At 58.2% G+C, this 19,382-nt stretch carries 17 protein-coding genes and 6 tRNA genes; 9 read left to right on the plus strand and 14 right to left on the minus strand.

What is annotated here, in order from left to right:
- Positions 1-617 precede the first annotated feature (617 nt).
- Positions 618-705: transfer RNA gene (locus tag VF684_RS15425), tRNA-Ser, on the minus strand.
- Positions 706-902: 197 nt separating this feature from the next.
- Between VF684_RS15425 and VF684_RS15430 the strand changes: the two genes are divergently transcribed.
- The gene (locus VF684_RS15430; protein ID WP_042084194.1) at positions 903-1,652 is read left to right on the plus strand and encodes a DsbA family protein; all 750 of its coding nucleotides are present in this window, start codon (positions 903-905) and stop codon (positions 1,650-1,652) included.
- Positions 1,653-1,948: 296 nt separating this feature from the next.
- A complete protein-coding gene (locus VF684_RS15435) occupies positions 1,949-2,851 on the plus strand; it encodes a sulfite exporter TauE/SafE family protein (protein WP_201998905.1) in 903 nt (300 codons plus the stop codon).
- Here the strand turns inward: VF684_RS15435 and VF684_RS15440 are convergent.
- Entirely contained in the window at positions 2,766-3,581 is an 816-nt protein-coding gene (locus tag VF684_RS15440; RefSeq protein WP_201998904.1) for a hypothetical protein, read from the minus strand. The genes VF684_RS15435 and VF684_RS15440 overlap by 86 nt on opposite strands.
- 217 nt (positions 3,582-3,798) lie before the next feature.
- Positions 3,799-5,085: a glutamate-1-semialdehyde 2,1-aminomutase gene (hemL, locus tag VF684_RS15445; RefSeq protein ID WP_069554498.1), complete on the minus strand. Its 1,287-nt coding sequence runs from the start codon at positions 5,083-5,085 to the stop codon at positions 3,799-3,801.
- A gap of 244 nt (positions 5,086-5,329) precedes the next feature.
- Here hemL and clcA point away from each other — a divergent pair, with 244 nt between their 5' ends.
- From clcA to erpA, 3 genes are all read left to right on the plus strand, one after another.
- The gene (clcA, locus tag VF684_RS15450; RefSeq protein ID WP_376899115.1) at positions 5,330-6,718 is read left to right on the plus strand and encodes a H(+)/Cl(-) exchange transporter ClcA; all 1,389 of its coding nucleotides are present in this window, start codon (positions 5,330-5,332) and stop codon (positions 6,716-6,718) included.
- A gap of 91 nt (positions 6,719-6,809) precedes the next feature.
- Positions 6,810-7,505 carry a DUF6776 family protein gene (locus VF684_RS15455; protein WP_139439848.1) on the plus strand — a complete coding sequence of 232 codons (696 nt, stop codon included), beginning with the start codon at positions 6,810-6,812 and terminating at the stop codon, positions 7,503-7,505.
- 87 nt (positions 7,506-7,592) lie between these two features.
- Entirely contained in the window at positions 7,593-7,943 is a 351-nt protein-coding gene (erpA, locus tag VF684_RS15460) for an iron-sulfur cluster insertion protein ErpA (protein WP_005340225.1), read from the plus strand.
- Positions 7,944-8,080: 137 nt separating this feature from the next.
- Here erpA and nhaC read toward each other — a convergent pair whose 3' ends face one another.
- Positions 8,081-9,490: a Na+/H+ antiporter NhaC gene (nhaC, locus tag VF684_RS15465; protein ID WP_005357819.1), complete on the minus strand. Its 1,410-nt coding sequence runs from the start codon at positions 9,488-9,490 to the stop codon at positions 8,081-8,083.
- A gap of 301 nt (positions 9,491-9,791) precedes the next feature.
- Here nhaC and VF684_RS15470 point away from each other — a divergent pair, with 301 nt between their 5' ends.
- Complete coding sequence (locus VF684_RS15470; protein ID WP_005357820.1) at positions 9,792-10,001, plus strand: hypothetical protein; 210 nt, start codon at positions 9,792-9,794, stop codon at positions 9,999-10,001.
- Here the strand turns inward: VF684_RS15470 and VF684_RS15475 are convergent.
- The 9 genes from VF684_RS15475 to rsmC form a co-directional block, all read right to left on the minus strand.
- Entirely contained in the window at positions 9,996-10,268 is a 273-nt protein-coding gene (locus VF684_RS15475; RefSeq protein ID WP_005343036.1) for a late competence development ComFB family protein, read from the minus strand. The genes VF684_RS15470 and VF684_RS15475 overlap by 6 nt on opposite strands.
- 109 nt (positions 10,269-10,377) lie before the next feature.
- A tRNA-Leu gene (locus VF684_RS15480) sits at positions 10,378-10,463 on the minus strand.
- Between the two features lie 71 nt (positions 10,464-10,534).
- Positions 10,535-10,620, minus strand: a tRNA-Leu gene (locus VF684_RS15485).
- Positions 10,621-10,666: 46 nt separating this feature from the next.
- Positions 10,667-10,752 (minus strand) — tRNA-Leu (locus tag VF684_RS15490).
- 44 nt (positions 10,753-10,796) lie between these two features.
- Positions 10,797-10,882 (minus strand) — tRNA-Leu (locus VF684_RS15495).
- Positions 10,883-10,935: 53 nt separating this feature from the next.
- Positions 10,936-11,021 (minus strand) — tRNA-Leu (locus VF684_RS15500).
- 128 nt (positions 11,022-11,149) lie between these two features.
- Positions 11,150-12,610 (minus strand): glycogen synthase GlgA, encoded by a 1,461-nt coding sequence (gene glgA, locus VF684_RS15505; protein ID WP_139429970.1) that lies wholly within the window; start codon positions 12,608-12,610, stop codon positions 11,150-11,152.
- A complete protein-coding gene (glgC, locus tag VF684_RS15510) occupies positions 12,600-13,817 on the minus strand; it encodes a glucose-1-phosphate adenylyltransferase (RefSeq protein WP_139439847.1) in 1,218 nt (405 codons plus the stop codon). The genes glgA and glgC overlap by 11 nt, the downstream gene beginning before the upstream one ends.
- 151 nt (positions 13,818-13,968) lie before the next feature.
- Complete coding sequence (gene rsmC / locus VF684_RS15515; protein WP_139439846.1) at positions 13,969-14,997, minus strand: 16S rRNA (guanine(1207)-N(2))-methyltransferase RsmC; 1,029 nt, start codon at positions 14,995-14,997, stop codon at positions 13,969-13,971.
- Positions 14,998-15,277: 280 nt separating this feature from the next.
- Between rsmC and dapA the strand changes: the two genes are divergently transcribed.
- Positions 15,278-16,150 carry a 4-hydroxy-tetrahydrodipicolinate synthase gene (gene dapA / locus VF684_RS15520; RefSeq protein ID WP_005357833.1) on the plus strand — a complete coding sequence of 291 codons (873 nt, stop codon included), beginning with the start codon at positions 15,278-15,280 and terminating at the stop codon, positions 16,148-16,150.
- Positions 16,151-16,228: 78 nt separating this feature from the next.
- Here the strand turns inward: dapA and VF684_RS15525 are convergent, their stop codons facing one another.
- A complete protein-coding gene (locus tag VF684_RS15525) occupies positions 16,229-17,197 on the minus strand; it encodes a CYTH domain-containing protein (RefSeq protein ID WP_139441235.1) in 969 nt (322 codons plus the stop codon).
- Positions 17,198-17,366: 169 nt separating this feature from the next.
- Here VF684_RS15525 and VF684_RS15530 point away from each other — a divergent pair, with 169 nt between their 5' ends.
- Together VF684_RS15530 and VF684_RS15535 are read left to right on the plus strand one after the other, a co-directional pair.
- Positions 17,367-18,047, plus strand: coding sequence for a TIGR00153 family protein (locus VF684_RS15530; protein WP_005340244.1), 681 nt, complete (start codon positions 17,367-17,369; stop codon positions 18,045-18,047).
- 25 nt (positions 18,048-18,072) lie between these two features.
- Entirely contained in the window at positions 18,073-19,338 is a 1,266-nt protein-coding gene (locus VF684_RS15535) for an inorganic phosphate transporter (RefSeq protein ID WP_042053268.1), read from the plus strand.
- Positions 19,339-19,382 lie beyond the last annotated feature (44 nt).

Below are 19,382 nucleotides of genomic sequence, written 5' to 3' on the forward strand. Positions count from 1 at the left end.
ACAAGAAACCCCGCTCATCGAGCGGGGTTTTTTATTGGCTGCAATTTATTAAATAGTCTGATATTTGACCTGACCTATTCCTTTCATCGGTTTTTATTGCTACTCGCTGTTGCCTTTCAGTTCAACGAATAGCCTGATGTTACGCTTTAACTCTTTCTTCATGTAAAGCAGTTGCTCTGTATGGCTGCTCTGGTGCCGTCATAACCCGTGAATCCCATGATCGTTTATACGTCATGAGCTCTTGCTTGGGCTCTATGCTTCCTGAGTTAGCCGTCCCCTCTTTTTAAGCCGAAACCCCATCGTCCCTGCTTTTCTGTGACTGTGTTAACCGGCTATGACTTTATTCCGAAGAGGGGTTATTGGCGGTACCAACATGCTGGAGCCGTGGTCGCTGCGTTGGGTCGTTGTTGTTTGGGGCAATAAGGAAATGGGAAGGGATGCTCGCAGGAACGCAGAGGTTCGAGGTTGATGGGGGATTTTCTGGTAGTTATTGAGCCTGCAGGAGTGAAGATTAAGGAGGGTGATGAAGGAGGCTGATTTGCTGAGTGCTATGGGGAGTGGCAAATCGCAGGCAAATAAAAAGCCCACGCAACATGGTTGCATGGGCTCGGTATAAATGGCGGAGGAGGTGGGATTTGAACCCACGGATGGTCGCCCATCGCCGGTTTTCAAGACCGGTGCATTCAGCCGCTCTGCCACCCCTCCGCAGCAGTGCGGCGAATATTACCATGCTGATCCGGCTTGTAAATCCCCGTCCGGTTCGATTGCTGGTTAATTGCGCTAAATGACATGAAAAAGTGGCAATCAGAGCGTATCAAGCGCTTTTTTGGCCAGATAACTTGACTTGAAAACAGACTCAACCACTATAGTGGCCTTTATCATATCCTCTGCAAGATAACGTTATGACTATTAAAAATGCCCTGTTTTGCGCGCTGGCTGGTGTGACCCTGCTGGCGACGCCGGTACATGCAAGCGAGCTGACCAAAAGCGATGTCGAACAAATCGTTCGCGACTATCTGGTCAAGAACCCCGAGATCCTAGTCGAGATGTCCAATGCCCTGCGTGCCAAGCAGGAGAGCCAGCAGGCCGAGAGTGACAAGGCGCTGATCAAGGCTCACTCCAAGCAGCTTTATGCCAATCAGGATCCCGAGATGGGGAATCCGAAGGCATCGCTGACCATTGTGGAGTTTTTCGATTACAACTGCGGTTACTGCAAACGGGCCCATCCGCTGGTCAAGCAGCTGATGGCGGAAGACAAAGACATCCGTTACATCTACAAGCAGTTCCCCATTCTGAGCGAGTCCTCCTACTTCGCTGCCCGTGCCGCACTGGCCGTTCAGTTGGGTCAGCCCGACAAGTACCAAGCTTTCCATGAGAAGCTCTATACCCATCAGGGCCCGCTCGCTGATGAAGCACAGGTCAAGCAGTTGGCTGTGGCGGCTGGTGTTGACTGGAGCAAGGTGGAAGCCAAGATCAAGGATGGCAGCATTGACCAGAACCTCGGTACCAACCGTGCGCTGGCTGAAGCGCTCGGTATCTCCGGTACTCCGGCCTTCATCATCGGTGATCAGATCCTGCGCGGTGCCCCCCGTGATCTGGCCAGCCTGAAGGGGTTCATCAAGGACGTGCGTGCCGGCAAGAGCATTCAATAAGCAGTTGTCATGGTCGAGGCCCCTGCGCCCCGGCTATATAAAGAAAGAGGGTCGGTATCACTACCGGCCCTCTTTTTTATTATGTCCTTTGGCACAAGTGGTCGTCGCGAAAGGACCATAACAACGTGCTCAGGACCCGGCCTGCTGGCCTCAGTAACAAGTATTAGCAGAGTCGTTCGGAGTCTATTGATAAATATTTCGCCTCGCAGATGCGTGTCGTGAGCATTGCTTAATTCCGGTCAAGATTTTTTCTGCTGCTTGCCTTAGAATCGCCGCCCGTTGCAGGAGAAACCCCTATGTTAGTTGATATTTTACGGCTGGTTTTTATAGCCGGAGGCATCGTATTCATCTTTATGCTGGTGCAAGCCTGCTGGCGGAAGAAGCAGAGTGGAGCCTTTGAGGCGACCCCCTTCTGGCCGGTGGCGTTGATCGGTGGGGTTGCCAACTTCCTCGATACCCTGGGGGTGGGCAGCTTTGCGGTAAAGACCGCCTGCTACAAGCAGTTCAAGCTGATCGATGATCGAGTGCTGCCGGGTACCCTCAATGGGCAGTGTGTGCTGCCGACCGTGACTCAGTCGCTGATCTTTGTCGGCGCGGTCGCGGTGGATCCGCTGACGCTGATCAGCATGATGATGGCCGCCGCAGCTGGCGCGGCCTGGGGCGCTCGCCATGTGGCCTCATTTGATCGGCAGACCATCCGGTTGGTGATGGCAATCTCCTTGCTGGTCGTCGCAGGGCTTATCTTTGCCGGTCTGCTGGGTCTTTTCCCTGTAGGCGGCGATGCAATGGGACTCAGCGGCTACAAGTTGGCGATCGCCCTGCTCGGCAACTTCATCTTCGGAGTGCTGATGAATGTCGGTATCGGCCTGTTTGCTCCCTGCATGACGCTGGTTTATCTGCTGGGGATGAATCCGCTGGCGGCGTTTCCCATCATGATGGGCTCCACCGCCGTGCTTAGCGTTTTCTCCGCAGGCACCTTTATCCGCAAAGGGGCGTTTGATGCCAAGGCGGTGCTGGCGGTAGCCATCTTCGGCCCCATCGGTGTGGTGCTGGCCGCCATGCTGGTCAAATCCATGGATATGGAGATGCTGAAGTGGCTGGTTGCCTTTATCGTCATCTATACCTCCTGGACCATGTACGCCTCCTGGCGGGCGGCGCGTCGCTCCCCTGTGCAACTGACGGTGGAGAGCGCAGGCTAGCCTGTACCAGTGCCGCTTCGGCCTTGGCTCCCAGAAAGACATAGAGGCCAAGTGCCAGCAGCAAACCCACCGCACACCCCATCACCCCGACCGCAGGCCAGAGCAGCTCGCTCTGGCCGAGCGAACCCTTGAACAGCAGCAACAGTCCCTCGATGGAGACCGCGATCAGAATGGCGGCGATAAAGCGGGTGATGGTGCGGCGAATGGCACTGTGGCGGAAGATATCCTTATGCAGCAGTACCTCCTCTTCCAGAATGGTCTTGCCCAGATCGAACACCGCCAGTGCCAGTGTCAGGAAGATGATGGCGCTAAAGGCGCCGAGCTGGTTCTGCTGCTCGCCGCACAATAGCTGGTAGAGCTGCTCCAGCCCGTGCCAGATCAGGGTGGTGACGATGAGAAACAGCGCCATGCTGAGCACCACATAGACTGCCTTGAACCAGGGCATGGCGCGGCGGCGCTCCCTGTCCCCCATCAACCAGCCAATCAGCTGATTCAGACAGACGGTGATCTCTCGTCCTTGCCCCTGCACGATAAGGTGCAACCGGTTATGGGCGGCCGGTGCCGCAGGCTGGATGCACATCGGCCCCTGATAATGCTCAATGCTGACGACAAAGGGATACCCCTTGAGCGAGACAAGGGGGGCGCTGAGCAGCCCCTGCAGTAGCGGGGTCAACTCCTCCTGATACTCCTGATAGCGCCGCAGCACATCGATGGGGCTCATCTCTGCCATATGGACCTCGGTGACGTGGGCTCTTGTGGTGAATGTGCAAATTGTGGGCCTGCTTTATGACAGGGATGGTAGGGCAAGTTGCACCAGAGGATGACAAATTGGTGAGTGACGAAGAGGGAATGCACCAGAAATGGGCGTATCGATGCCCTGTCTGGTGATGAAGGCACTGCAATAGAAAAGGGCCCATGACGGGCCCTTTGCGACAACCAGCGGCGATTTAGCCAGCCAGCTTGGCGAAGCTGCGCTCGGCGGCAGCCAAGGTATGTTCGATCTCCTTGTCGCCGTGAGCCAGTGACAGGAAGCCCGCCTCGTAGGCGCTCGGCGCCAGATAGACACCCTCTTCCAGCATGAGATGGTAGAAGCGCTTGAAGCGTTCCATATCGCAGCGAGTAACCTGCTCGTAGCGGGTGATTTCGGGCTCGTCGGTGAAGAAGAAGCCGAACATGCCGCCCACATAGTTGATGGCGAGCGGGATACCGTGTTTGGTGGCGGCCGCTTTCAGCCCTTCTGCAACCCGCGCAGTCTTGGCGCTCAGCTGCTCATAGAGACCCGGCTCCAGCAGCAGATCCAGCATGGTCAGACCGGCTGCCATGGCCACCGGGTTACCGGAGAGAGTACCCGCCTGATAGACAGGGCCGGTCGGTGCGATGTGTTGCATCACCTTCTTCTTGCCGCCGAAGGCGCCAACAGGCATGCCAGCACCGATGATCTTGCCGAGGGTGGTGAGATCCGGGTCGATGTTGTAGTGACCCTGAGCACCGCGCAGGGAGACGCGGAAGCCAGTCATCACCTCGTCCAGGATCAGCAGGGCACCGAACTCGTCACAGATGGCGCGCAGCCCTTCCAGGAAGCCGGGGACCGGCGGGATGCAGTTCATGTTGCCTGCGACCGGCTCGACGATGATACAGGCGATTTCGCTGCCGTACTGGGTGAAGGCTTCACGCACCGAATCCAGATCGTTGAAGACGCAGGTCAGGGTGTGTTTGGCGAAATCGGCTGGAACGCCCGGGCTGTTCGGTTGACCCAGAGTCAGGGCGCCGGAACCGGCCTTGACCAGCAGGGAGTCGGCGTGGCCGTGGTAGCAGCCCTCGAATTTGACGATCTTGTCGCGGCCGGTGTAGCCACGGGCCAGCCGGATGGCGCTCATGGTGGCTTCGGTGCCGGAGTTGACCATCCGCACCTGCTCCATGGAGGGGACGATTTGGCGCACTTTCTCGGCCATCAGCACTTCGATCTCGGTCGGCGCACCGTAGCTCAGCCCTTTCTCAACGGCCTTGATGACGGCGGCCTTGATGGCCGGGTGGTTGTGACCCAGCAGCATGGGGCCCCAGGAGCCGATGTAATCCACGTAGGCCTGACCATCCACATCATAGAGATAGGCGCCATCGGCGTGATCGATGAAGCGGGGCGTGCCGCCGACCCCATTGAAGGCGCGGACCGGTGAGTTGACGCCACCCGGAATGGTCTGGCGGGCCTGTTCAAACAGCTGATCTGATTTTGACATGGATCATCCTTAATGGGATTTTGGTCGTCACACAAGGGATTGCAGCCGATTGAGACTCGGCAGGCCGGAGCATCAGGAGTATGCTTTGCGCTCTCGCCACCCGGACTCTCGGTCTGCTCCCGTGACAAAAATTTAACGGGCCGACTATAGCAGAAAGCCCCAGCCCTGGGCAGCCGAGCAACGCGCCGGGTGATCCTGATCTCAGCTAGCTGACGATATGGTTTTTCCAAGTTGGTGTAACAAGATGGCGCAACAAGCTCTCTCCTCTGAAGCCGATACCTCTGCGCGGGGGCCGCTTTCCCGCATTATCCGGCAAGACAAGATGCCCTTGCTGGTTCTGTTGCTGGCTGCGCTGGTCGGCACCCTGGCCGGACTGGTGTGCGGTCTGTTCGAATCTGGTGTCCACTGGCTGGCAGAACAACGTATCGCCTTGCTGGCAGACCGTCCCTGGTGGCAGCTCGGTCTGCTTGGCTTTGGCTTTAGCGCCTTGTTGGGATTTGTCGGCTACTTCCTCACTCATACCTTTGCCCCGGAAGCAGGGGGCTCCGGCATTCCCGAGATCGAGGGGGCGATGGATGATCTGCGCCCGGTACGGTGGTGGCGAGTGTTGCCGGTCAAGTTCTTCGGCGGCATCTGCACCCTGAGCTCCGGCATGGTGCTGGGGAGGGAGGGGCCTTCGGTACAGATCGGCGGCAACCTCGGCAAGATGGTGGCGGATATCTTCCGGCTGCCCAAGGAGCATGGCCACGCCCTGCTGGCCGCCGGTGCGGCGGGCGGTCTGGCAGCTGCCTTCAATGCGCCGCTGGCGGGCATCCTGTTCGTGATGGAGGAGATGCGGCCGCAGTTTCGTTACTCCTTTCTTGCCATCAAGGCGGTGGGGATCTCCGCCATCATGGCGACCCTGATGTTGCAGAACATGAAAGGGCAGGGGGCGGTGATCACCCTGCCCCACTACGATGCGCCAGCCCTCAAGGCGCTCTGGCTGTTCCTCTTTATGGGGGCCACCTTCGGCGTATTGGGCTTTGTTTTCAACAAGCTGGTGCTGGCCTGTCAGGATGGCTATTTGGCGCTGCATCAGAACAAGCGCCACCGTTTCGTGGCCATCGGCATGCTGGTCGCCGGAACGTTTGGTGTGCTGTCGCTGTTTGCCCCCGCGGTGACGGGGGGCGGCACCGAGCTTATTCCCCATCTGATGGGGGACGAGTATGCGATGGCGACCCTGTTCCTTATCTTCTCGGTGCGGCTGGTTGCGACCCTCATCAGCTTCTGCTCCGGTGCCCCGGGCGGGGTGTTTGCGCCAACCCTGGCGTTGGGCACCCTGTTTGGCGTGGTGTTTGGCCATCTGTTTCATGCGGCGTTTCCGGAGCTTGGCATCGAGCCCGGCGCCTTTGCCATCGCCGGAATGGGGGCGCTGTTTGCTGCCACCGTGCGTGCCCCCATCACGGGTATCGTGCTGGTCACCGAGATGACCGACAACTATCAGCTGATCCTGCCGATGATGATCACTACGGTCGGTGCGACTCTGGTTGCCCAGTGGCTGGGTGGCCGGCCCATCTATTCCCAGATCCTGGAGCGAACTTTACGGCTCGCCGCGCGTCAAAAGCGGGGTGATGGCAGCGCCACGGCCAGTTAATTTTTCCCTTTATCGCCTTTGGCCTCGGTCAGGGCGGTATAGTGAAGGGAGAGGCGCTGCCGTAAATGGCGTGATAACGGGATGAGGGGCTATGTCCAATCTATTGAAGTTATTGGTCGTGTTAGCCGTTGGCGGGCTCATTGGTTACTTTGTCGGGAACCGTCAGGAGCTGGCCCAGAGCAGTCTGTTGGTGGTACAGCAGGAGACGCTGGATCGTCAGGGCAAGGCCATCGGCCAGCTCAAGACCGAATTGGGGGTGAAAGATACCCAGCTGGCGACCCAGAAAGCGGCCTTCGAGCAGTTGCAGACCACCCTGAAGAGTCAGGAGGCGCAGGTGCAGGAGCTCAAGCGCCAGCTGGCCTTTTTCGAGCGGATCATGCGTCCCTCCGGCGAACAGGTGGGGGTAGTGATCGACAACCTGACTCTGCAGGAGACCAGCATTCCCGGTCGCTACCACTATCGTCTCGCCCTGACCCAGCCCGCCAAGAAGCGGGAGCTGTTTCGTGGTCAGGTGCAGATCCGGGTCGAGGGGAGTCTGGCTGACAAGCCGAAGACGCTAACCGGCCGCGATCTCGGGATGAAGGTGAGCGAGTGGCGTTATGCCCTGCGTTATTTCCAGCTGCTGGAAGGGAATTGGCAGTTGCCGGAAGGCTTTGTGCCGGATCGGATCCGTGTCACCATCAACAAGGATGGCAGGCAACCGGCGCAAGAGCTGCTGGTTGAGTGGGGCGAGGTGATCAAGCCGCTGGTCGCCGCGCCGCCTGCTCCGGTTCCCGCGGCCGGTTAAACGTGGTGAATACTTGAACTGAATGGTCGGGTATTGGATAATTTCGCGGTTTCCATGTTTGTGGATCTAATGGTTGTGAGGTCAGTAATGAGTGCAGTAGCAGAAGCCCCGCTGCCCATCCAGATGACGGATGCGGCGGCCAATAAGGTGAAGAACCTGATCACCGAGGAAGAGAATCCCGAGCTGAAGCTGCGGGTATACATCACGGGTGGGGGCTGCTCCGGTTTCCAGTATGGCTTTACCTTTGATGAGAAGATCAACGACGGGGACACCGTAGTCGAGAAGAATGGCGTCACCATGGTGATCGATCCCATGAGCCTGCAATATCTGGTAGGCGGCAGTGTGGATTACACCGAGGGTCTGGAAGGTTCACGCTTCACCGTGACAAACCCCAATGCCACCACGACCTGTGGCTGTGGCTCCAGCTTCTCCATCTGATCGGCATATCGGTCTGATGAAACGGCTCTCGGCAACGAGGGCTGTTTTTGTTTGTGGGCTCTGGGAGGACGGTAAAACAGCATCCCCCCTGAAACAACAAAGGCGCCTTGGTGGCGCCTTTGTTGTTTCAGGATGGCTTAGCGGGAGCTTGCCGCCGCGACCAGCGGGATCCGGTTTACTGCCTTGCCCATGTAGGCGAGGGTGATGGTCACAATGATGCAGGTGAAGCTCAGCCACATGTAGGGCAGGTAGTCGAGGGTTGCCACCCCCAGAACCCCGGCCATGAAGATGCCGTTGTCGCTCCAGGGCACCATGCCGCAGGTGAGGGTGCCGCCAAACTCGGCGTTGCGAGAGAGGTTCTTGCGCGCCAGTCCCAGTCGGTCGTAGTTTTTGGCCATGATCTTGGGGGTCAGGATCAGCGACACATACATGGCTGAGCCAAACACGTTGGCCAGAAACGCGGTGCCGATGGTGTGGCTGGTCAGGCTGCCGACGCTATTGATGCGCTTCTCGAAGGCGCTGGCGATCACTTCCAGAATACCGACCTTCTCCAGCAGGCCGCCAAACCCGAGACCGAAGATGATGACCGCGACCGAGCCCAGCATGGACTCCATGCCGCCGCGACCGAGAATGTTGTCGATAAAGTCGATGCCGGAGGTGATGGCAAACGGACTATAAGCCGAGTGCATTGCTTTCACCGGATCCATGCCCTGGAAGGCGATGGCCCAGATCAGGCCCAACAGGGCGCCGAAGCTGATCACCGGGAAGGCGGGCTTGCGATTGGCCAACAGGCCCAGCACCAGTACCACCGGCACGATGGCCAGCGGGGTGATGTTGAACTGGTTGTCGAGGGCCTCCATCACCAGATTGACCTGCTCCAGACTGACGTTGCCCGAATATTGCATGCCCACCACGGTGAACAGCACGGCGGTGATGACATAGGAGAGCAGGCTGATGGGCAGCATCCCCTTGATATGCTCCACCACGTCGACGTTGGACATGGTCGAAGCCAGCACTACTGAGTCGGAGAGCGGAGAGAGCTTGTCACCGAAGTAGACGCCGGAGAGCACGGCACCGGCTACCAGCGGCGCAGGCACGCCGAGGCTGTGGCCGATCCCCATCATGGCGATGCCGGCCGTGGCGGCAGAGCCCCAGGAAGTGCCGGTGGCCAGCGAGGTCAGGGAGCAGATGATCAAGGTTGCCAGCAGGAAGATGGACGGGTGAATCACCTTGAGGCCGAAGTAGATGATGCTGGGGACTATGCCGCCAGCAATCCAGGTGCCGACCAGAGCACCGACGGAGACCAGGATAAGGATGGCCCCCATCCCCTTGGCAACGCCGTCAACGGCAGCCTGCTCCAGGGATTTGTAATCGTGGCCGAGTTTGATGCCAAGCCCCATGATGACGAACCAGGCGATGAACAGCGCCAGCTGGATCGGCAGATCGAGCACGCTGGTGAACGAGAATGCCAGGGCCAGGAAAATGGCCAGACAGGCAAACACCTGTGCCATGCCCGGTAGTCGGATGTGGTTTTGTTGGTTTTGCATAGATACTTCCTAAACTCTTGCTCGCCAAGGTCACTCCCTCTCGTCCTGTGGATACATCGATCCCGAGGAGGCAACCCAAAAAGAGGCCGCAATCTACCACAAACCCGGCGGGTTAAAGCCCCATCAAATTGGCAAAAATGCACATTTGATTGAAAAAATCACAAATTAGTTGATCTCATAACCCGTTTTTGAGCGGCCTGTTGACACAAAGGGCCACATACGAAGCTTGCCTGTGACGCCACTTGCATCCCCAATAGATGCATATGATAATTATTATCAATTGTTGGTGGGGGAAAAAACAATGCGCTGGATATTGCGGGGTATGATGTTGCTGGTGGCGGTGGCCGTACTCGCATGGGGTCAGGATAAAGAGTACGGCACCTGGAGTGCCGGTTTTCTGCTGGCTGCCTGGGTGATGCTGGAGCCCGGATTGCGCCCCGCATTGATCTTGCTGCCAGTGGCCGGGTTGACCGGTATCGTTACCCTGCTCTGGCAGCAGCCCTGGTTATGAGCTTTTGACGGGAGCCTGCTTGATCTTCTGCTGTGCCACCTTGAGCGATTCGACCACCAGCTTTTCCATTTCGGTGCGCTTGGCGTCGGTCAGGAAGTAGATCATGTCGACATTGTGGCGAATATAGTGGGCGGGGAGCTGGTTGAGGGTGAGGCAGCAGAGGTCGGCCATCTGATCGCTGTTGAGCTTTTGCTGCAGCCCCTGTTTCTCAATCTCCTTGAGCACCAGATGTTCGTAAAAGTTGTGAATGTCGGTATCCAGTATCATATGCGTTCCTTGGCATGACGATGAGCGGGGAGTCGTCAAAAGCATAGCCATAACAAGGAGTAAAAACAAAAGGCCCATCACTTTCGTGATGGGCCTTTTGCGTAATTAATGGTGCGAAGAGAGGGACTCGAACCCTCACATCCGTGGGACACTAACACCTGAAGCTAGCGCGTCTACCAATTCCGCCACCTTCGCACACTGATTTTCTCCAGCTGGTTTTTAAATGCGGTTGGAGCGCATTGCTCTGTGTTTACATGTCAGAATCATGGTGCGAAGAGAGGGACTCGAACCCTCACACCCGGGGGGCACTAACACCTGAAGCTAGCGCGTCTACCAATTCCGCCACCTTCGCACATTCGGGTTTCCAGTCTGGATTTACATGCTGTCTGGATAAAGCATGGTGCGAAGAGAGGGACTCGAACCCTCACATCCGTGGGACACTAACACCTGAAGCTAGCGCGTCTACCAATTCCGCCACCTTCGCACATTGTGTTACCAGTTTTGATTTACATGCTGTCTGGAGAAGCATGGTGCGAAGAGAGGGACTCGAACCCTCACACCCGGGGGGCACTAACACCTGAAGCTAGCGCGTCTACCAATTCCGCCACCTTCGCACATTCGGGTTTTCTAGTTGGATTTACATGCTGCTGAATCAGCATGGCAGTATTGGTGCGAAGAGAGGGACTCGAACCCTCACATCCGTGGGACACTAACACCTGAAGCTAGCGCGTCTACCAATTCCGCCACCTTCGCATCACTGCGGAGGGGGATTCTATAGAGTTTTGGGGGAGCGTCAACAGCCAAAGGGGACTTTTTTCGCTGTTGACGCCCAAAGTGGCGCCAAGGGTACAAAACTTCAGCAATCAGCTGACGTTTGGCGTTCAGTAACGGCCCAATGCGCTCTGATACATCCGTTCATACTGGGTGACCGAGTCAGGCCAGTTGAAGCGGGTGCTCATGGCATTGCGCTGCACCTTGGCAAAACGCTCTTTGTCCTGCAGGAAATAGAGCAGGCTGCGGCGCATGGTATCGAGCAGGATGGCGGCAGTCGGATCGTTGAAGCAGAAGCCGGTGGCATGCTCGGGATCGGCATCCCAATCCACCACGGTATCTTTCAGACCACCCACGGCCCGCACCAGTGGCAGGGTGCCATAGGCGAGACTGTACATCTGGTTGAGGCCGCAAGGCTCGAACAGCGAGGGCATCAGGAAAAAGTCGGCACCGGCTTCGACCAGATGAGCCAGCCGATCGTCATAGGTGTTGATGAAGGCGAGCTTGCCCGGATAATCCCGGGCCATGGTTTGCAGTTGCGTGGCGAGCGCAGGATCGCCAGAGCCGACGATCACCACTTGTACCTGATGGTGGAGGAATTTCTCCAGCGCAGGGAGCAGCAGGGGAACGCCCTTTTGCTCGGTCAGGCGGCAAACCATGCCGTAGATGGGCAAGTCCGCCACGGCCAGCCCCGCTTCCTGTTGCAGGCTCTCTTTGCAGATCTGTTTGCCAGCCATGTTGTCGATGCTGTAGGTCGCAGGCAGGAATTCGTCGAACTCCGGATCCCAGTCCTTGTAGTCGCAGCCGTTGAGGATGCCGCAGAGATCCGCCGCCCGCTGCTGGAAGATATGCGCCATGCCGTGGGCGCCGAGGTGAGTCAGCAGCTCCTGGGCATAGTTGGGGCTGACCGCATTGATCTTGTCGGCGTAGAGCACCCCGCATTTGAGCAGATTGACGTGGCCGTAGTCGTAGTTGATGCGGCGTTCGTAGTCGGCGATCTCGGGCATGGCCCAGAACTGCTCGCGGCCAAACACCCCCTGAAACGCCGCGTTGTGAATGCTGATCACGCTGCGGGTCTGCTGGAAGAAGGGGTTGTGGGCGTGACGGGTTTTCAGCAGCAGTGGCAGCAGGCCGGTGTGCCAGTCATTGCAGTGGGCGATATCCGGGGCAAAGCCAAGCTGCTCGCAGGCATGGAGGGCCGCGGCCGAGAAGAAGGCAAAGCGCTCGCCATTATCCGGATAGGCCTGATTGTTCTCGGCGTAGAGCTGGGGACGATCGAAATATTGCGGGCAGTCGAGCAGATAGACGCAGACGTCATCCAGCTCCATCTGGTAGATGCGATAACCGATATCCGGCAGCCCAGGGTGGGTTGGCAACCAGCGTGACGCCACCAGTCTGGCCTCATCCCGTCGCTTTATCGTCTTGTAGAAGGGGAGCATGATCCTGACATCATGTCCCTTCTGGGCCAGGTACATCGGCAGGGCTCTGGCGACATCGGCCAGGCCCCCGGTCTTGACCAGCCCCTCAACTTCCGAGGCAACAAACAGGATTTTCAGTGGGTTAATAGCCAACTCTTGCTCCCTTAGGTACCACCACGATACCGCCTTCGGATACGGTAAATCGCTCTCTATCGTGGTCCAGATTTTCACCGATAACGGTGCCTGGCGCAATTTCAACGTTTTTATCAATGATCGCGCGCCGGATGGAGCAGCCTTCGCCAATCTTCACATCCCCCAGCAACACGGATTCACTGATATGGCTGCACGCGCCGATATTGCAGCGGAAACCAAGGATAGATCGCTGGATCTGGCTGCCCTGAATGAAGCAACCGGCGGAGATCAGCGAGTTGGCGATCTTCACCTTGCACTCGTCGCTGTCGATGAAGGTGGCCGGTGGCAGCGCCGGATAGTGGGTGTGCAGGGGCCACTTGCGGTTATAGAGGGAGAAGGGGGGATTGTCGGCCACCAGGTCCATGTGCGCTTGCCAATAAGAGTCGAGGGTGCCCACATCCCGCCAGTAGACGTGCGGTTTCTCGCCGGGGATGACGTTGGTGCTGTAGTCATAGACATAGACGGGGGCACGTGGATAGAGGCTCGGGATCACATCCTTGCCAAAGTCGTGGCTGGAGTTCTCCTCGGCGGCATCCCGCTTCAACTCGCGGCAGAGCGCATCGGTCTCGAAGATGTAGTTGCCCATGGAGACCAGCGCCTGGGCCGGATCGCCGGGAATGTGCTTGGGCTGCTTCGGCTTTTCCTGAAAGCCGATCATCCGCCCTTCGGTATCGACCTCGATCACCCCGAAGGCGCTGGCCTCTTCGATGGGCATACGAAGTGCCGCGACCGTCATGGCGGCGTTCTTCTGCTTGTGGAAGGTGACCATCTGGCTCACATCCATCTTGTAGATGTGGTCGGAGCCGAAGATGCAGACATGATCCGGTTCGGCCCGCTCGATAAAGCCGAGGTTCTGGTAGATGGCGTCGGCGGTGCCGTCATACCAGCGTTTGCCCATCCGCATCTGGGCCGGGATGGGATCGATAAAGCGGTCGGTGATGCCGACGATATTCCAGCCCTTCTTCATGTGCAGGTAGAGGGACTGGGATTTGAATTGGGTCAGTACATAGATGCGCAGAAAGTCGGCGTTGACGAAGTTGTTGAGGACAAAGTCGATCAGCCGGTAGCTGCCACCAAAGGGGACGGAAGGCTTGCTGCGGGTAGTGGTCAGAGGCTGCAGGCGAGTACCTTCGCCACCAGCCAGGATCATGGTCAATATGCCTGCCATCGTATTTCTCTCCCTGAATGAACAACATGAAAAGGTTTTCAAAACTCGGCATAAAAACACCCCTAAAGGGGTGGTTTTTATCGTGCTCTTAGTACCTTACCAGATCCCGTATGGGGCTCTCTAGCTGTTTTCTTGTACTGCTTACACTTAATTACACTTTGCTCAGATAGACCTTGAATTTGGCATCACTGCTGATCACTTCAGTCCGTTTGAAGTGTGTCTCCAGTATAGGCTGGTAGCGCAAGAAGGCGTTGGCAACAATGGCCAGCGAACCATTTGGCAGCAAAAATTCCGGCGCCTTGGCCAGGAACTGCTCGGTTGCTGCATAGAAGGTTTTGAGACCCGCATGGAATGGCGGGTTGGAGACGATGTGCTGGAAACGGGTGGAGACATCCGAGTAGACATCGGAAGCGGTGACCTTGCCCTGCAGACCGTTGATCGCCAGGGTGCGGCGGCTCGATTCGAGCGCCAGCGCGCTGATATCCACCATGTTGACCTGCAGATCCGGATTGCGCTTGGCCAGCACAGACCCAATCACTCCGGCGCCACAACCGAAATCGAGCAGCTCGCCCTTCATCGGCGGCACGGCGGCCAGCAGCATCTGGGTGCCCAGATCCAGCTCGGCGGCGCTGAAGACGCCGGGCAGCGCCAGCACGGTCAGCTCGGTATCACCGGCCTTGCACTGATAGCGGCCAAACCAGCTATCCAGATCGAACGGGGCGACCGGTTTGCTCAGCTCACCGTGATAGAGCGAGCAGCGGCGGGCCGAATCGCGCTTGATCGGCTTTTCGCCATAGGGGGCCAGCAGCTTGTCGGCGCCATTGATGCCGCCGCGGTTTTCACCGGCGAGGAACAGATCGGCACCCGCTTCCAGCAAGGGGGTCATCATGGCCAGCAGATATTGTGCCTCGGCCTTGGCCTTGGGCATCAGCAGCAACAGGGCATCGAAGCGCGGGGCTCCACCAAGCTGGTGGTCGAACAGGATAGCCTCGCCGAGGGCGGCCTGCTGGCTGCGGTAGTAGCAGTAATCGGTGGTAAAGACGGTCAGGGTCCGGGCCAGGCTCGCCAGCTGGCGGGGGTAGTCATCCTCCAGCGCGCCGCAGACAAGTAGCCGCTTGCCGACAAAGAGGGCTTGGTTTCGTTCCAGCATCTGGCTGACGGCACTGATAGGGCTGCTCATCGGGTCTCTCCACGCAATTTTGGGCGGCCATTATACATAGCCCCTTTCGCCTTGACATTTATGCCGTGTTCCCGAAATATGCCCAGACACCATTTTTTGACCAGAGATGACGAAATGCGGTTCAACGGGTTGAAACGAAAGCACAAAAAAAGCCTGAAATTCGGGCCTGCCGACGTTCGCGCGTAACCTCTCATCCCTGAGAAGCTTCAAACCCCGGTTGCGCACATCGTACCGGGGTTTTTTATTGCCATATGCGCGTCATTTAGGAGAAGGAGATCCCATGTTTCAAGGTTCAATCGTTGCGTTGATCACCCCGTTTCGACAGGGAAAGCTGGATGAAGAGGCGCTGCTGCGTCTGGTTGAGTGGCATATCGAGCAGGGTACTCACGGCATTGTGCCGGTGGGGACCACGGGGGAGAGCCCGACCCTGACCCACGACGAGCACTGCCGGGTGGTGGAGCTGGTGGTCAAACAGGTCGCTGGCCGTATTCCGGTGATTGCCGGAGCGGGCTCCAACAATCCGGTCGAGGCCATCGAGTACACCCTCCATGCAGAGCGGGTGGGCGCAGATGCCACCTTGCATGTGGCCGGTTACTACAACCGCCCCAATCAGGAGGGGCTCTACCACCACTTCAAGGCGGTACACGATGCCACCGCCAAGCCGATCATCGTCTACAACATTCCGCCGCGCGCCATCGTTGACGTGCAACCGGCGACCCTGGCCCGTCTGGCCGAGCTGCCGCGTATTGCCGGGGTGAAAGATGCTACCGGCGATCTGGCGCGCCCCTGGACCGAGCGCCAGCTGATCAAAAAGCCCTTCGCCTGGCTATCCGGTGAAGATGCCACTGCTGTGGCCTACAACATCGGCGGTGGTCAGGGCTGTATCTCGGTGACCGCCAACGTGGCCCCCAAGCTGGTGGCCGAGGTGCAGAACCTCACGCTGGCTGGCAAGTGGCAAGAAGCGCGTGAGCTGCAAGACCAGCTCATTCCGCTCCATCAGGCGATGTTTGCCGAGCCGAGCCCGGCCGGTGCCAAATATGCCGCTTCCCTGCTCGGTTTCTGCAGCGAGGAGTGTCGCCTGCCAGTGATGCCGCTGTCGGAAGCGACCCGCGAGCGCATTCGCAGCGCCATGCAGCAGCTCAACCTGCTGTAGTGCAAAACGGGTGAGCCAAGGCTCACCCGTTTTGTTTTCAGCTTTTGTTTCAGGCCTTTATTTACGACATCGCCCCACTCAGGCTGCGTGATGCAGCCATGCGGCGATGGCCAGCTGCAACTCGACATACACCGGATAGAGGAAGAGATCGGCAAGCTCGGTAGGCCACTCGTTTTGCTCGCCCGACTGGGCTTGCAGATGGGCTTGCAGGTTGGTCAATGCTGGCAGCCAAGGTGCGGGTTGTGGCAGCGCGGCCGCACTGCGGGCGACCAGATCGATCCCCTGGCACAGGGCCGCGAGTGCCTGCTGTTGAATGCCTTTATCCTGAGGATGCTCCAGCCAGAGCTGCTCGTGATGCTGCCAGTGACGCAGCCCCTCGCTTACCCCCGTTATGCCATCCATACCTTCATGCTCGACCAGCGCCTGCAGGGCCAGCGGTTTGCCAAGACCAGCCAGTCGATAGCCACGCTGGGCCTTGGATTGGGCGCCAAGGCGCAGCCCGCCGATCCTGGCGAGGCGCCGGGCCAGCGCAAACAGCGCCGCGGTGTCGCCGGATTTGAGCTCCAGTTCCAGCTCGTTGATGGTGGTGCTGCCCTGACTGCCGACTATCTTTCCCTGATCCCAGGCCAGCTCAATCTCGGCCCCCTCGAAGGCGATCAGCCAATGGCGGCGCAGGAAGTCGGTACGAAACTGAGCGACCAGCTGTTGCTGAATGTGGTCGCGCTCGGTCAGAGTCTGCCAAATCTCATCGGGAAAGGCCGAGAGGGTCGGCAGATCGCCGCTCACGGGGGTGTTGTACTCGGGTCTGGCGTGCAGGCCGCCCACCACCTGACCGCGGCATTTGATGGTCTGTTCAGCGAAGGCGTCGCAGCGGCGAATGCGCAACCCCATATCCAGTTGGCGCAGAGCCAAGGTCGGCGTATCGAAATAGACGTTGCCGAGCTGCTGTTGTGACGATTCTTTAATCTCAAGAGAATTCAGCAGGTTGGATAACTCGGGTTGAATGTCGCTGGCGACAAAAAACTTTATCTCGATCTCAGTTTGCATAGTCATTCCGGGCTGGCAGGCAACTTTGGGGGGCAGGATTCGGGTCGCGGGGATATAATGCCCGCGAGACGACTAGATTAATTCGCGGTTTAATTGAGGGCGCAGTTCGGTTACCATGCGCGCCTCATAAAATCGTATCGAGTGTTTTTTCACCGACACAGGTTTGGCCATGCCAGTAAATACTATTTTGGGGCTTTTTGCCAAGTCCCCCATCAAGCCGCTGCAGAAGCATATCGTCAAGGTTCACCAGTGCTCCCAGCAGTTGGTTCCCTTCTTTGACGCCGTTGCCGAAGACCGTTGGGAAGATGCCGAGAAGATCCGGCAGCAGATCGCCCAACTGGAAAAAGAGGCTGATACCCTCAAGCGTGAAATCCGTCTGAAACTGCCTCGCGGCCTGTTCCTGCCGGTTGCACGTACCGACCTGCTGGAGCTGTTGACCCAGCAAGACAAGATTGCCAACCGTGCCAAGGATATCTCCGGCCGCATGCTTGGCCGTCGCATGGAGTTCCCCGCCGAAATGCGGACGGATTTCATGGCTTACCTCAAACGTTGTATTGATGCGACCGCTCAGGCCGAGAAAGCGATCGGGGAGCTCGACGAGCTGCTCGAGACCGGCTTCAAAGGACGGGAAGTGGAAATGGTTGCCGAGATGATCCACCAGCTGGATCTGATCGAGGACGATACAGACACCATGCAGATCGGACTGCGCCAACAGCTGCAAGCGGTTGAGCACAATTACAATCCGATCGATGTGATGTTCCTTTACAAGATCCTCGAATGGGTAGGTGACCTGGCAGATCAGGCCGAGCGCGTAGGCGCCCGTCTGGAACTGATGCTGGCTCGTTCGTAATCGACTGACTGGGTAAACACTACTAATGGACATTATCGCGAATTACGGCACCACTCTGGTGCTCGTGGCGGCCTTGTTCGGCTTTTTGATGGCTTGGGGTATTGGCGCGAACGACGTTGCCAACGCCATGGGGACATCGGTCGGCACGAAATCCCTGACCATCCGTCAGGCGATCATCATTGCCATGATCTTCGAATTTGCCGGTGCCTATCTGGCCGGTGGCGAAGTGACGGCCACCATCCGTAACGGTATCATCGACAGCAACGCCTTTGCCGATACGCCGGATCTGCTGGTGCTCGGCATGATCGCCTCCCTGCTGGCGGCGGGCGCCTGGTTGATCCTCGCCTCCTACTTCGGCTGGCCCGTCTCCACCACTCACTCAATCATCGGCGCCATCGTCGGTTTCGCTGTGGTGAGCATTGGCCCGGAAGCGGTGCAGTGGAGCAAGTTTGGCGGCATCGTCGGCTCCTGGGTCATCACCCCGGCCATCTCAGGTGTCATCGCCTACTTCATGTTCATCAGCGTGCAGAAGCTTATCTTCAACACCGATGATCCCCTGAACAACGCCAAGCGCTATGTGCCGTTCTACATGTTCCTGACTGCGCTGGTTATCTGTCTGGTGACCATCAAGAAGGGGCTGACCCACGTTGGTCTGCACCTGAGCGATGGCGAGGGCATTCTGCTCTCCATCGCCATCTCCATCGCAGTGGCGTTTGCCGGCTGGATCTACATTCGCGGCCAGAAGTACAACCCGCAGGATGACAGCAAGATGCACTTCGCCAACGTGGAGAAGGTGTTTGGCATCCTGATGGTGATCACCGCCTGTGCCATGGCCTTTGCCCACGGCTCCAACGATGTGGCCAACGCCATCGGCCCGCTCTCTGCGGTGGCCTCTATCGTGGCTTCCGGTGGCGAGATTTCCAGTCAGGCAGCCATTGCCTGGTGGATCCTGCCGCTGGGCGGTATCGGTATCGTGATCGGTCTGGCGACCATGGGCGAGAAAGTGATGGCGACGGTCGGTACCGGCATCACTCACCTGACCCCGAGCCGTGGTTTTGCTGCCCAGCTGGCCACTGCCGCGACCGTGGTGATTGCCTCCGGCACCGGTCTGCCCATCTCCACCACCCAAACCCTGGTCGGTGCTGTGATGGGTGTTGGCCTGGCGCGCGGTATTGCGGCGCTGAACCTGGGGGTACTGCGCAACATCGTGGTCTCCTGGATCATCACCCTGCCTGCCGGTGCCATCCTGGCTATCGCTATCTTCTACGTGCTGCAGGCCTGCTTCTCCTAATCGAAGCGGCATTCAGCAAAAAGCCCGAGTCATCGACTCGGGCT

The sequence above is a fragment of the Aeromonas sp. Lyrl_2 genome, assembly GCF_051948815.1.
GTDB classification, from domain to species: domain Bacteria; phylum Pseudomonadota; class Gammaproteobacteria; order Enterobacterales; family Aeromonadaceae; genus Aeromonas; species Aeromonas veronii.